General features: G+C 65.5%; 14 protein-coding genes and 1 pseudogene. 6 read left to right on the top strand and 9 right to left on the bottom strand.

The window, feature by feature from the left end:
• Nucleotides 1–63: 63 nt before the first annotated feature.
• The 3 genes and pseudogenes from EUB48_RS00215 (at nucleotide 64) to EUB48_RS00225 (ending at nucleotide 2,635) form a co-directional block, all read left to right on the top strand.
• A complete protein-coding gene (locus EUB48_RS00215; protein WP_142816987.1) occupies nucleotides 64–876 on the top strand; it encodes a transporter substrate-binding domain-containing protein in 813 nt (270 codons plus the stop codon).
• Nucleotides 877–892: 16 nt separating this feature from the next.
• Complete coding sequence (locus EUB48_RS00220) at nucleotides 893–1,678, top strand: amino acid ABC transporter ATP-binding protein (RefSeq protein ID WP_077561724.1); 786 nt, start codon at nucleotides 893–895, stop codon at nucleotides 1,676–1,678.
• A pseudogene (locus EUB48_RS00225) lies at nucleotides 1,668–2,635 on the top strand (sugar kinase). The gene EUB48_RS00220 and the pseudogene EUB48_RS00225 overlap by 11 nt, the downstream one beginning before the upstream one ends.
• Here EUB48_RS00225 and EUB48_RS00230 read toward each other — a convergent pair.
• Both EUB48_RS00230 and EUB48_RS00235 read right to left on the bottom strand, forming a co-directional pair.
• Entirely contained in the window at nucleotides 2,632–3,801 is a 1,170-nt protein-coding gene (locus EUB48_RS00230) for an FAD-dependent oxidoreductase (protein WP_142816988.1), read from the bottom strand. The pseudogene EUB48_RS00225 and the gene EUB48_RS00230 overlap by 4 nt on opposite strands.
• A gap of 8 nt (nucleotides 3,802–3,809) precedes the next feature.
• A complete protein-coding gene (locus tag EUB48_RS00235; protein ID WP_142816989.1) occupies nucleotides 3,810–3,986 on the bottom strand; it encodes a rubredoxin in 177 nt (58 codons plus the stop codon).
• Between the two features lie 166 nt (nucleotides 3,987–4,152).
• Between EUB48_RS00235 and EUB48_RS21240 the strand changes: the two genes are divergently transcribed.
• Together EUB48_RS21240 and EUB48_RS00245 are read left to right on the top strand one after the other, a co-directional pair.
• Nucleotides 4,153–4,323 (top strand): hypothetical protein, encoded by a 171-nt coding sequence (locus tag EUB48_RS21240; protein WP_168226675.1) that lies wholly within the window; start codon nucleotides 4,153–4,155, stop codon nucleotides 4,321–4,323.
• A 153-nt stretch (nucleotides 4,324–4,476) separates the two neighbouring features.
• The gene (locus tag EUB48_RS00245; RefSeq protein WP_142816990.1) at nucleotides 4,477–4,734 is read left to right on the top strand and encodes a hypothetical protein; all 258 of its coding nucleotides are present in this window, start codon (nucleotides 4,477–4,479) and stop codon (nucleotides 4,732–4,734) included.
• A 38-nt stretch (nucleotides 4,735–4,772) separates the two neighbouring features.
• Here the strand turns inward: EUB48_RS00245 and EUB48_RS00250 are convergent, their stop codons facing one another.
• The 7 genes from EUB48_RS00250 to EUB48_RS00280 form a co-directional block, all read right to left on the bottom strand.
• Nucleotides 4,773–6,089: a c-type cytochrome gene (locus EUB48_RS00250; RefSeq protein ID WP_142816991.1), complete on the bottom strand. Its 1,317-nt coding sequence runs from the start codon at nucleotides 6,087–6,089 to the stop codon at nucleotides 4,773–4,775.
• A gap of 241 nt (nucleotides 6,090–6,330) precedes the next feature.
• Nucleotides 6,331–6,729, bottom strand: a complete 399-nt coding sequence (locus EUB48_RS00255) for a c-type cytochrome (RefSeq protein ID WP_210411673.1) — start codon at nucleotides 6,727–6,729, stop codon at nucleotides 6,331–6,333.
• Complete coding sequence (locus EUB48_RS00260) at nucleotides 6,726–7,298, bottom strand: ferritin-like domain-containing protein (protein ID WP_142816992.1); 573 nt, start codon at nucleotides 7,296–7,298, stop codon at nucleotides 6,726–6,728. The genes EUB48_RS00255 and EUB48_RS00260 overlap by 4 nt, the downstream gene beginning before the upstream one ends.
• 138 nt (nucleotides 7,299–7,436) lie before the next feature.
• Nucleotides 7,437–8,822 carry an aminopeptidase P N-terminal domain-containing protein gene (locus tag EUB48_RS00265; RefSeq protein ID WP_142816993.1) on the bottom strand — a complete coding sequence of 462 codons (1,386 nt, stop codon included), beginning with the start codon at nucleotides 8,820–8,822 and terminating at the stop codon, nucleotides 7,437–7,439.
• A gap of 7 nt (nucleotides 8,823–8,829) precedes the next feature.
• Nucleotides 8,830–9,540 (bottom strand): nucleotidyltransferase family protein, encoded by a 711-nt coding sequence (locus EUB48_RS00270; RefSeq protein WP_142821031.1) that lies wholly within the window; start codon nucleotides 9,538–9,540, stop codon nucleotides 8,830–8,832.
• 79 nt (nucleotides 9,541–9,619) lie between these two features.
• A complete protein-coding gene (locus tag EUB48_RS00275) occupies nucleotides 9,620–10,585 on the bottom strand; it encodes a PDR/VanB family oxidoreductase (protein ID WP_210411674.1) in 966 nt (321 codons plus the stop codon).
• A gap of 37 nt (nucleotides 10,586–10,622) precedes the next feature.
• Entirely contained in the window at nucleotides 10,623–11,711 is a 1,089-nt protein-coding gene (locus EUB48_RS00280) for an aromatic ring-hydroxylating oxygenase subunit alpha (RefSeq protein WP_142816995.1), read from the bottom strand.
• A 174-nt stretch (nucleotides 11,712–11,885) separates the two neighbouring features.
• Between EUB48_RS00280 and EUB48_RS00285 the strand changes: the two genes are divergently transcribed.
• Nucleotides 11,886–12,776, top strand: coding sequence for a LysR family transcriptional regulator (locus EUB48_RS00285; RefSeq protein ID WP_142816996.1), 891 nt, complete (start codon nucleotides 11,886–11,888; stop codon nucleotides 12,774–12,776).
• Nucleotides 12,777–12,783: the final 7 nt, after the last annotated feature.

Here is a 12,783-nt window from a genome sequence, read left to right on the forward strand (position 1 = left end):
GTGTCCGCTTTTTTGGCATCCCCTGATTTCCATCCTACTGACGTTAACTACGGAGACTTCACCATGATTCATGCTCAAAACCGCCGCCACTTCGGCACTACTGCAGCCGCCCTGGGCCTCACGGCCGTGCTGCCCGCGTGGCTGTCCTGCGCCAACGCACAGACCGTCGAAGACATCAAGAAAAAGGGCGAACTCACGGTGGGGCTGCTGGTTGATTTCCCCCCCTATGGCACGCTCAACAGCAGCAACCAGCCCGATGGCTACGACGCCGATGTGGCGCGGCTGCTGGCCAAGGACCTGGGCGTCAAGCTCAAGCTGGTGCCGGTCACCGGGCCGAACCGCATTCCGTTCCTGATCACGAACAAGGTCGATCTGCTGGTGGCCTCGCTCGCGATCACGCCCGAGCGTGCCAAACAGGTGCAGTTTTCCAAGCCTTACGCGGCTGCAACCATCGTGCTGTATGGCCTCAAGAAGCTCCCGATCAAGAGCCCGGCCGACCTCAAGGCCCTGCGCGTGGGCGTGGCGCGTGCCAGCACGCAGGACATCGCCCTGACGGCCGTGGCGCCCGAAGGCACCGAGATCCGCCGCTTCGATGACGACGCATCGGCCATGCAGGCGCTGATGTCGGGGCAGGTCGATGCCATCGGCTGCTCGACCACCGTCGCTGCGCAAATCGCCAAGCGCGCGCCCGCCAACACCTATGAAGAAAAATTCGTGCTGCGCCAGCAGGAGATGGCCGTGGCGCTGCGCCCCGGGCAGACGGAGCTGCTCAAGGCGGTGAACGACTTTGTCGAGCGCAACAAGGCCAATGGCGAGTTGAACAAGCTGTACCAGAAGTGGCTCGGCACCGACTTCCCGGTGATGAAGGGCTCCTGAAACGCGCGAGGATGCCATGACCGACATTACCGACGGCGCGCAGGCCGGCGCCGAGCCCATCATCCGCATCGAAGCGGTGGACAAGTGGTTCGGCCATTTCCAGGTCCTGACTGACATCAACCTGCAGGTGCGGGCCGGCGAGCGCATCGTGGTGTGCGGGCCGTCGGGCTCGGGCAAATCCACCTTGATCCGCTGCATCAACCGGCTCGAGACGGTGCAAAAGGGCCGCATCGTGGTCGATGGCATCGATCTGACCGCCGGCGGGCGCAACGTCGATTCGGTGCGCCAGGAAGTGGGCATGGTGTTCCAGCAGTTCAACCTGTTTCCGCACCTGACCATTTTGCAGAACTGCATGCTGGCGCCGATGCGCTCGCGCCGTTTGAGCCGGCAAGATGCCGAGGCCATCGCAATGAAATACCTCACGCGCGTGCGCATTCCCGAGCAGGCGCAAAAATACCCGAGCCAGCTCTCGGGCGGCCAGCAGCAGCGCGTGGCGATTGCGCGCGCGCTGTGCATGACGCCCAAGATCATGCTGTTCGACGAGCCCACCTCGGCGCTCGACCCCGAGATGGTCAAGGAGGTGCTGGACACCATGATCGGCCTGGCCGACGACGGCATGACCATGCTGTGCGTGACGCACGAGATGGGCTTTGCCCGCAGCGTGGCCGATCGCGTGATCTTCATGGCCGACGGCCGAATCGTGGAGCAGGCGCCGCCGCAGCAGTTCTTCAGCCATCCGCAGCACGAAATCACGCGCAACTTCCTGGGCCAGATCCTGAGCTCGCATCAGCATGCGCACTGAAAGCCTGCAAGGGACAAGTGCGCTGGATGTCGTGACGTTTGGCGAAGCCATGCTGCTGCTGGTGGCCGACACGCCCGGGCCGCTGGAAGATGCCGGAGCGTTTCACAAGCGCACGGCCGGCGCCGAAACCAATGTCGCCATCGGCCTGGCGCGGCTGGGCCTGCGGGTCGGCTGGGCGAGCCGGCTGGGCGCGGACATGATGGGGCGCTACCTGATCAAGGCCATGACGCACGAAGGCATCGACTGCTCGCGCGTGGTGTGCGATGCCACGCAGCGGACCGGCCTTCAGCTCAAGGGCCGAGTCACGGACGGCAGCGATCCGCCCACGGAATATCACCGCCAGGGCTCGGCGGCCAGCCACATGGGCGTGAATGACATCGATGAGGCCTGGCTGCTGTCGGCGCGGCACCTGCACGCCACTGGCGTGTTTGCCGCCGTTTCGGCCAAGACGCTGCCGCTCGTGCGCAAGAGCATGGAGCTGATGCGCGGCGCCGGCCGCAGTGTGTCGTTCGATCCCAACCTGCGCCCCACCCTGTGGGCCACGCCCGGGCGCATGCGCGAGGCCATCAACGACCTGGCTGCATGCGCGCACTGGGTGTTGCCCGGCCTGGAGGAGGGCCGTTTCTTAACTGGCGAAGACACGGCCGAAGGCATTGCCCGCTTTTACCGCCGGCGCGGCGCCAGCCTGGTGGTGGTCAAGCTCGGCAGTGCGGGCGCCTACTTCGACGGCGAGGCCGGCAGCGGCCATGTGCCGGCCTTTGCGGTGGCCAAGGTGGTGGACACCGTGGGCGCCGGCGACGGTTTCGCGGTCGGCGTCATCAGTGCGCTGCTCGAGGGCTTGAGCGTGCCCCAGGCCGTCGGCGCGGGGCCTGGATCGGCGCGCGCGCCGTACAGGTGCTGGGCGACAGCGAAGGCCTTCCGACCCGCGCCGAACTGGACGCGGCTGCGCTGCCTTAAACCTGAACCAGCCGGGCCTGCTCGCCGCGCCGCGCGGTGTGCTGGCCGGTCAGCACAAAGCCGTGCTGCCGGTTCTCTGCGCCCATGAACTGCCACAGGCCGGGATCGTTGCTGGTCCATTGGCCTGCAAGGCCGGGCGCGGGGGCCGCGACCACGATCGGCAACGCGGGTGTCTTGATGGTCACCGGCATGAGCGGGAATACGAGCTCGGTGCGCTGTCCGGCCAGCGTGGCAGCCAGCGCCCGGGCCGCGCTCATGATGGGCATGACGAAGGGCAGCGTTCGGCCGCCGGCCGAGGCGTACTGCGCGCCATCGCCCAGCGCGTAGATGTGGGGATCACTAGTCTGCAGCGCGGTGTCGACCACGATGCCGCGCTCGCAAGCCAGGCCCGTGGTTTGCGCCAGCGCCGTGTCTGCTCTCAAACCAATAGCGCTTAGCACTGTGTCGGTGAGGACTTGCACCTCATTTGACAATGAAACCCGAAGCGCCGGGTCGCTCTTGTCGGGGTTCTGGTCCACCGCCCGGACGGTGCAGCCGAAGTGCCATGTCACACCAAGCTCAGCCAGGGCACCCTGCAACTGCTCGCCGGCTTGCGCGGGCAGCAGCGCCGCCAGCGGCCGCTCGGCCGGGTCCACCACGCTGACCCGATAGCCGGCGCCCGCCAGGTCATTGGCGAATTCGCAGCCAATCAGCCCGGCGCCCAAGATGACGATGTGTTTACTATGGTTTTGGGAGCTATCAGTGCCCACCACTCGGGCGTGGAACGCCGAAAAGTCTTGCAAGGAGTTGACCGACAGCACGCTGCCGGCCGCATCGCCCGCCAGTGGCACGCGCATCGCCTGCGCGCCGGTGGCCAGCACCAGATCGCGGTAGGCAAACTTGCCGTGCGAGGTCGTCACGACGCGCCGCACCGGATCGATGGCCCGTACGCGTGTGTGCGCCCGCAGCGTCACGTTCTGCGTCTCGACCAGTTTGGCGGCCGGCGTGCTCACCAGTTGCGCGGGCGAGCGGCCCTGCGCGAACGCGTTGGACAGCGAGGGCTTGGCGTAGAAGTCGCCGCTGTCGGCCGTGATCAGCATCACTGGCGTGGCGGCATCGAGTTTGCGGAATTCGCGCACGGTGGTCCAGCCCGCCAGACCCGCGCCGATGATGATGAGCGGCTGCATCGCTTCCTTCAGATCTCGACGATTTCGAAGTCGGCCTTGGCCACGCCGCAGTCCGGGCAGGCCCAGCTGTCGGGCACGTCGGCCCAGCGCGTGCCGGCGACGATGCCGTCTTCGGGGCGGCCGGTGGCTTCGTCATAGACAAAGCCGCAAACAATGCAGAGATAGGTTTTGGTGGGGTTGCTCATGGATTCTCCAAATCAGGCGTGTCCAGGTATTGGATGAACTCGCGGCACACAATGTGCCCAGGTTCTTTAAGGCTGTACGTGGCGCGGTGTTTACACGGTGGCCGGTTGCGCGGCCAGCACGCTGGCCTGCTGGGCCTTGTAGTGGTTGGCGTGGCGCTCTTCCACCTTGACCAGCGCGGCAAAGCGCCTTTGGGCTTTCTCCAGTGTTGCCCTCGAGTTCGGCGGTTACTTCGAAGGTGCGGGCGGTGTCTTCATCACCCATCGCGCGAGCCAGTTTGGCAAAGGTCTTGATTTCGGGGCGCTTGGTGTCGGTCACGCTGAACTCCTGTGCGGTTGACGGGTTGCCGATGGAGTGAATCAATCAACACATGAGTCATGGCAGAGGTTTTTTATTGATAAGGCAGATTGCCTTTGCCCAATACATTGAGAGGAACTACCGAGATTGCGCGACAACTGCGGCGCTTCAAACAAGCCGCGAGAATGTGACCGCATGAACAACTTGTCGAACAACCTGTCCGCCATGCAGTCGCTCGGCTTCACGCTACCCAGCCCGGCCTACCTCTTCGGCGCCATTGTTTTCGGACTCGTCGGCCTGGTGGCGTGGCGCTACGGCAAAAAGACGCAGCGCCCGGCCACCCAATGGCTTGGCGTGGCGCTGATGTTCTACCCCTACGCAATCTCGCAGACCTGGCTGCTGTACGTGGTGGGAATGGCCCTGTGCGCGGGCCTGTTCTACGACCGCGGCTGAACGGCCAGCCTCGCCCGCCGCGCGGTCGTCATTCAACGCTACAGGGACTTGAGGTATTCGGTCAGGTCCGCCACCTCGGCGCTGGTCAGCCCGAGCGCCTTTCTGGTGTTGTAGGTCTGCACCACTGCTTCCAGCGTCGGCGCGCTGCCATTGTGGAAATACGGTGCGTGCTGCCAGACGCCGGCCAGCGGTGCCGTGCGGTACATCTTCGTCGCGCTGCGCGAGGCCCAGCTCGGAACACCGGGGGCTTCGGGCTCGCTCACCACCTCTCCGACCAGGTGCAGCTGGAAATTCGCATCCGTGAACAGGGCGCCGCTGTGGCAGGTGGCGCATTTTCCGCCGCCGTTGAAGACCAGCTTGCCACGCTGCGCCGCGGCCGGATCAAAGCTGCCCGCGGGCGGCGGCGGCGCGGCCAGGCTGAGCTGGTATGCCTGCAAGGCCGGCAGCTTGGCCGTGATCAAGTCGTCCGTGCCGTTGGTCACGCTCACACCCCTGGTGCCGATGCGCGGATCGACAAAGGTGCCGTGCCCGCCCATCTGCGTGACGCCCACATAGCGGTTCCAGTACGCGATGTCGCTGCCGTCGCCGGTGGTGGTGATGCTGTGCACGCCGGCCAGCCCGAACGCGGGCGGAATCACCTGCGGCCCATTCTGGCCATCCTGGTTGTAGCGCGGGTCGTACTTGCCCGGGCCCCAGGAGTTGTAGACCGCCTTTTGCAGCGCCGTCAGCGCTGGCGACAGGGCAATGATGGCGCCCGGGTTGAGGTCGCGGTTCGGCCAGCCATCGAGCCGCTTGCCGATGCCGTGCGCGAACGAATTGTCGACCGTCGAATGGCACAGGGCACAGGTAATGCCGACGCGCGTCAGCACGTCCTTGCCATTGATGGTCTGGACCTGGCCTTGCACCCCCACGACCGCGTTCAGCTTGAGCAGTGCGATGGTGGTGGCCGGGCTCTTCAGATCGACCGTTCCGTTCTGGATCCCCTGCACGACTGCCGCCGGCAAGGCCTGTGAATCCACCTTCAGGCCGACGGACAGGGCCGTCATCGGGTCGACGGCAGCGCTGATCACCTGGTCCATCTTCAGGGTGTCGGTCCACTGCGTCTCGTCGCCGAATGTGTCGTAGCGGAAGATCTGTTGCCCCTGGGCGACCAGCGCCGGGTCCAGCGGCGCCTGCGCCACGGGTGCGGACCCTCCGCCGCCGCAGCCTGCGACCAGTGCGGTGACGGCAGCGGCCGCGCACAGCGCGAACCATTGGCGCCAGTGACGAGGCGATGATGACGGATGAGGTCGATGTGGCACCACAGCGCTTGCTGTCTCGGCTCCGGCACGGTGGGTGGGGCAGTCGGATGTCATGGTGAAAATCTCCTGATGGGTCGCGTCAATGAACGGGGGATGGGATGCATCCGCAATGGCGCTCATTGATGGCCTCACCTGGCATTGGATGAATGCTGCGCGCAAAATATTCCGCTGCTGCGCGCATGTGTTGCAGGCGCTGAGGCGATGACGGGGCGGGGGTTGCGGCGACGATGCCGCGAGGAGTTCGACGCGGGCGGACGCGTCAAGCAGGAAAGGTCACGAGTGACCTCCCCGAAGATTACTTGGCTTTAGGGCACTGCGGCGAGCCCGGGCTCGTGGCCTGTTTCAGATAGGCGATCAGGTCCGCCCGGTCCTTCGGATCAGGCACGCCGTCGTAGGTCATGGCGGTGCCGGGCACCATCTTGAGCGGGCTCTTCAGAAACTGGTCGAGCGTCTTCTCGTTCCAGACGATTTTCGAGTTCTTCATGGCCGGCGAATAGGCAAAGCCGGGCACGCTGCCCGCGAGCCGGCCGAACAGGCCGCAGTGGCGCGGCCCGACCCGGTCATAGGCCAGCGCGTGGCAGGCCAGGCAACGTGTGTAGAGTTGCTCGCCGCGCACCGCATCCGGCGCTGCTGCCACGCAGGCAGTCGTGCCCAACGCGAGCAGGCTGGCGAGCACCAGCCCGCGCATCTTCATGACATGAAGGCGGAAGGAACTGGAGGCAGGCCCAGTGCCTGGCGCAAGATCGCCCAGTGCATGGCTTCGTCGCCCAGGATGCTGGCCGCGGCCTTGGCGAGGTCACGGTTGCCGAACAGCGGCACCGCGCCGAGGTAGGCGCTCACGGCACCCTGTTCCAGCTGGGCCGCGAACTTGAGCACGTCGGCCTGCGTCTTGAGCTGGTCCACCGGGAAGTTGTATTTGTCCTTCGCAACTGCCGCCTTGCCGCCAAGTTTCTGGATGGTCTTGGAGAGCAGGTCCGCGTGCTCCTTGTGCTGGCCCTGGAAGGTCACCGCGAGGTCCAGCACGGGTTTTTCCAGCAGCTTGCTCTCGGCGCCCACCTGGTAGGCGGCAATGGCTTCGAGCTCGGCGCCGAGCGCGGTGTTGAGAATCTGGATGTCGCCGGCCTTGCCGCTGCCGTGCTTGGCCGCGAGCGCGTCGTTGCCCGCGAGCAGGGCAATCGCAGCACCAGACAGAACCAGGCCGCCGGAGCGACCCAAAAACAAACGCCGCGCAGCGACGGGGGTGGGCATCAGGAAAAATGACATGACAAACTCCTCAGTGGGTTGGATTTTTCAAGGGTCCCCGCGCGCTCGGGGCTGTTCCTGACCCATTAGATGGAGCTGCGCGCCGCCACGTTCCCGCGATGGGTCCGTGCGCGCGCGTCACGCCTGCACAACGCCGAATCAGGCCCGCATCAGCGCCTCGATCTCGTCGGCCTTCACCGGCACACCGCGGCTGATCAGCTCGCAGCCGCTGGCGGTTACGACCGCGTCGTCCTCGATGCGGATGCCGATGTTGTGAAATTTTTCGGGCACGCCCTCGCCCGGGCGCACGTAGATGCCGGGCTCCAGCGTCAGCACCATGCCGGGATGCAGGATGCGGCTCGGGCGGTTCACGATCACCTCGCCCGACAGCGGGTCGCGGCGCTCGCTGGTCTGTCCCACCTCGCCGGGCTCCACGTAGCTGCCGCAGTCGTGCACGTCCATGCCCAGCCAGTGGCTGGTGCGGTGCATGTAGAACGGGAAGTAGGCGCGCTTTTCGATCACATCCTGAACGCCGCCGACCTTGTTCGCATCGAGCAGGCCCACGTCCAGCATGCCCTGCGCCAGCACCTTCACGGCGGCCTCGTGCGGGTCGTTGAAGCGCGCGCCCGGCTTGGTCGCAGCCGCGCCGGCCTCCTGGCTCGCCGTCACCAGCTCGTACAGCGCGCGCTGCGGCCCGGTGAAGGTGCCGTTGGCCGGAAAGGTGCGCGTGATGTCGCTGGCATAGCCGTCGAGCTCGCAGCCGGCGTCGATCAGCACCAGGTCGCCCGCACGTACCGGCGCGGCGTCGGCGCGGTAGTGCAGCACGCAGGCATTCGCGCCGGCCGCCACGATCGAGCCGTAGGCCACGCTTTGCGAGCCGTGGCGCCGGAACTCGTGCAGCAGCTCGGCATCGAGGTGGAACTCGCGCACCTGCTGGCCCTCGCGCAGCATGCGGGCGCAGAGCTGCATCGCGCGGACGTGCGCGCCCGCGCTGATCTCCCCGGCGCGGCGCATGGTGGCCAGCTCGTGCGCGTCTTTCACCAGCCGCATCTCGTCCACGATGCCGCACAGGTCGCGCTGCTCACTGGGGCATAGCGCACCGTAGCGCACGCGTGCCCGCACGCTATTGAGCCAGCCGTCGATGCGCGACTCCAGCCCGGGATGCGTGGCGAACGGGTACCACACGGTGCTGCGGTTTTCCAGCAGCCTGGGCAATTGCGCATCCAGCTCCGCTACGGAAAACGCAGCATCCACGCCAAGCACTTCGGGGGCCGCAGCCGGCCCGAGCCGGTAGCCGTCCCAGATTTCGCGCTCCAGGTCTTTTGGCGCGCAAAACAGCGTGCTGCGGCCGTCGCCCGTGATCACCAGCCAGGCGCTCGGCTCGGTGAAGCCGCTCAGGTAGTGGAAATAGCTGTCGAAGCGGTACAGGAAATCGTTGTCGCGGTTGCGCTGGCGCTCGGGCGCGGTCGGCACGATGGCAATGCCGCCGGCACCGAGTTGCTGGGCGACGCGGGCGCGGCGCTGGGCGTAGATCGAAGTGGTCATGGTGCTTTTAGTCGGTGGTGTTGAGTTGCGCCAGGCGTGCGGGCGTGCCGACATCGGTCCAGGCCCCCAGGTACAGCTCGGCGCTGACGTGTCCATTGTCCATCGCGGCGCGCAACAGGGGTGCCAGCGGGGTCTTGACGCCGTGCGGGTTGCCGTTGGGCACGTCGCAATATGGCGGCTCGAACAGCGCCCGGCGGTACAGGGCGATGGTGCTGAAGGTGTATTTCACATCGGCATGGTTCAACGCCAGCCCCTGCGGCGAGAGCCCGAAATCGCCCTTGAGGTTGTGCGCCGGATTCGGCACCAGCCACAGGTGGGCCAGCTTGCCGCTGGCGCCAAAGCGCTCGAACGCGGCCTGCGTGAACGCGAAACCGGGCGCGAAAACATCGCCGGCCAGTACCCAGAACACATCGGCGAGCAGCGGCAACGCGCGCACGATGCCGCCCGCCGTCTCGAGTGCACCGCCAAAGTCGCGGCCTTCGTGTGAGTATGAAATTGATAGCGCACTGCGTAGATTCAGTAAGGGCTGCAGGCCGAATTCATGCTCAATCTGCTCGCCCAGCCAGGCCGTGTTGACCACCAGCCGGTCAAAGCCGCCGCGCCCCAGCGCTTCCATCGGCCACTGCATCAGCGGCTTGCCGCGCACCCTCAAGAGTGGTTTCGGGCACGTGTCGGTCAGCGGCCGCATGCGCTCGCCGCGACCGGCGGCGAGGATCATGGCGCAAGCAGGGGACGAAGTCATCGCGGCAGTGTAGCGGTCGCCGCGCACCTGCCTGCGGATTCGGGTCGATTCGTGGCTACAGATCCAGCACCAGGTCCGGAGTCAACGACCGTGACACACACACGCACATCATCTTGCTGCAAGCCCGCTCGGCATCCGTGAGAACATAGTCACGATGCTCCGGAACGCCCCCGCACACCCTCGTGATACAGGTACCGCACTCGCCTTCCCGGCACGAAAACGGGACGCTGACTCCATTTGCCTCGAGGACCTCCAGGATGCTCCTGTCCGGTGGTACGGGCAAGGACACGCCAGTCTGTCGCAGGGTGACCGTAAACGCCTGGTCCTGCGCCGCGGCGACCGCAGCAGGCTCGGCGGGCTCTCTCTGACGCTTCACGAACGACTCGAAACGCCCGCTGTCTGAGCGCGCGCCGAGCTGCTCGCGCACGCTGCTCATCAACGGTCGCGGCCCGCAACAGTACACCAGCTCCCCGGGCGTCAGCCCATCCAGGGCGCGCTGCACATCAAGATGCGTTCCCGCCTCGTCGTCAAAGTGCCAGACGACGTGGTCGCCCCCAATCTGGGTGAGGTACTCGTAGAACGCTGTGCGGCAACGGTTGCGAACGGCATAGATCAGCCGCCAGGCGCGTTGATTCTCGATACACCATTGCACCATCGACACGATCGGCGTCACACCGATGCCACCCGCGATGAACCGGTAGGCCGTCGCATCAGGTTCGAGGCGAAAGTTGTTTTGCGGCTCGGAAATGGTCAGCTCGGAACCCGTCGCGAGTGCCTGGTGGACGTACTCGGAGCCGCCGCTGCCGTGGCCCGGCGCCTCACGCAACACGCCGATCACGTAACGATCGCGCTCACGGCAGTTGTTGACCAGCGAGTACTGCCGCTCCAAGCGGTTTGGAAGCGTCACAACAATATGTGCGCCGGGCTCGAACGGCGGCAGCGGCGCCCCGTCGGGGCGCCGCAAGTCCAGTACGACAACGTCCTTGGCTTCGGCGCGGTAATTGCTGACGACAACCTTCAAGGTTCCCGGCCCGAGGCTCCCCTGTGCTGTCATGCGTTTACACCGCAGCCACGGCCGCGCGTGGTCGCGGTGCTGCTGCTGCCTGCTCCTCTTTGATGCGTTGCTCGAGGACCCACCGGAAGTGGGCCAGCCCTTTGTCGCGTGCAATCGCACGAAGCTTGAAGTTCGGATCAGCGTCGAGCACGACCTGTTGGTGTTCGATGATGCCTTTGTCTTCGTCAAACCCTTCCATCAGGCTGTTGTACAACGACAGCGTCACGTCGTTGTTTGCGCTGTCGTGGGAGCCGAGGTAGTCGAAGAAGAAATGGGTCGTTCGATGAGTTTCCGGCGTCATGAACTGGCAGTCCTGGAACACCACCGCACCTTCCTTGTTGCCCTTTTCCGCGCCTTGACCCTGTGGTGCGAAGCCGCTCTCCATCGAGAAGATACCCGGAACCAGCATTTCGACAGCATTCCAGCGATCGACCGGCTTGTCGTTGGACACCTTGATGACGAATGGCGGCGGCTTGCGGTTCATGTCCCACCGCGTGTGGCGGAAGCCGTTGTCCAGGCGCTCGAACGACCCGCCTTCGGACGACTCGAACGCGTAGGCTTCCGATCCACAAAGGGTGTTGGTATGTACCCACGCCATGTGGGTGATGTCGCACAGGTTGTCGGCAATCAGCAGGTAATTCGCATCGTAATGCAGATACCCGGGGATCCCGCGCCACTTGGGATCGTGCATGTACCAGAGCTGTGGAATTTTCGATCGATCGGCGAGGCTCGGGTCGCCCATCCAGATCCAGATCATGGCGCCATCGGCAACGACCGGATAGGTTTTTACGGCCATATCGGGTGGTATCCGTTCCTGCCCCGGGATTTCGACACACTTGCCGGTCGGGTCGAACTTCAGCCCGTGGTACATGCAGCGGATGCAGTCGCCTTCCATGCGTCCGTGCGACAACGCCGCGCCGCGGTGACAGCAGCGATCTTCCATCGCCACCACCTGGCCGCTCTGGCCGCGGAAGATCAGGACCGGCTCGTTGAGGTAGGTGCGCCCCAAAAGTTTGTGATCGACCAGCTCGTGAGCCCACGCTGCCATGTACCAGCAGTTCTTCAGGAAAACTTCAGAGGTGTCTGTCTGCATTTCATGTCTCCATTGCGCGCCGCAGCGCTCCAGTTAAAAACGCCCTTGCTCGCAGGTCTTGGCAGCGTGCCGGCGATGTCGTGAAAGGGGCAAGGCTGAGCTTAGTCCTGTGGTGGCTCGCGATAAATCACCTTGGGCCGAACACACTGTTCGGATTCCTGGACAATAAGCCGGATGAACTGGGACGACTACGACGTGTTCTGCCACGTCATCGAACATGGCGGATTTTCCGCCGCGGCGCGCGCCATGGACCGGCCCAAATCCACGGTGAGTGCCTCCATCGCGCGGCTCGAAGCGGAGCTGGGCGCCCGGCTGCTCGAGCGCACCACGCGCCAGGTGCGGCTGACCGAGGCCGGGGAAACGCTGTATCACGGCATCGGCCCGCTGTTCGCCGGGCTGCGCGAGGCGCGCACCGATGCGCTGGCGCAGGGCGAGGTGGTGGCCGGCACGCTGCGCATCGCATCGCCTTACGAATTCGGTGCCCACCACCTGGGGCCGGTAGCGTGCAGCCTGATGGCGCGCTACCCGCAACTGAAAGTGCGCATCGATGTGGAACACGAGGCGATCAATCCGCTGGAGCGCCGCTACGACATCGCCTTTGCCATGCTGGACGCCGGGCTGCCGGCATCCAGCATGGTCCAGCGCCGCATGTTCTCGCTCGAGCGCGGTGTATTTGCGTCGCCAGAATTGCTCGCGCGACATGGCGAACCTGCGACGCCGCAGGAGCTGGCCGTGTTGCCGCTGCTGTGTGGTTCAGCCGACACCAAATGGACCTTTACCGCAGCAGACGGAGCGACGAGCATCGTGCCGATGCCGCTACCGCGCCTGAACAGCGGCAATGCCGACGTGCGTCTGCAGGCGGCAGCGGCCGGGCTCGGGGTGGCGCGCATCACCGCCACCTTCTGCGCACAAGCTGTGCGCGAAGGGCGATTGCGCCGCCTCCTGCCCGACTACACCTGTGCGCCGCTGCGTGTCTATGCGCTGCTCCCGGGCAAGCGGCTCATGCCGGCCAAGGTCCGCATGTTTCTCGATGCGCTCGGCCAGCAGGCCGGCGTGGCGACCTGACTGGCGG

Origin of the sequence: Rhodoferax sediminis, from assembly GCF_006970865.1 — a bacterium.
GTDB classification, from domain to species: Bacteria; Pseudomonadota; Gammaproteobacteria; order Burkholderiales; family Burkholderiaceae_C; genus Rhodoferax_A; species Rhodoferax_A sediminis.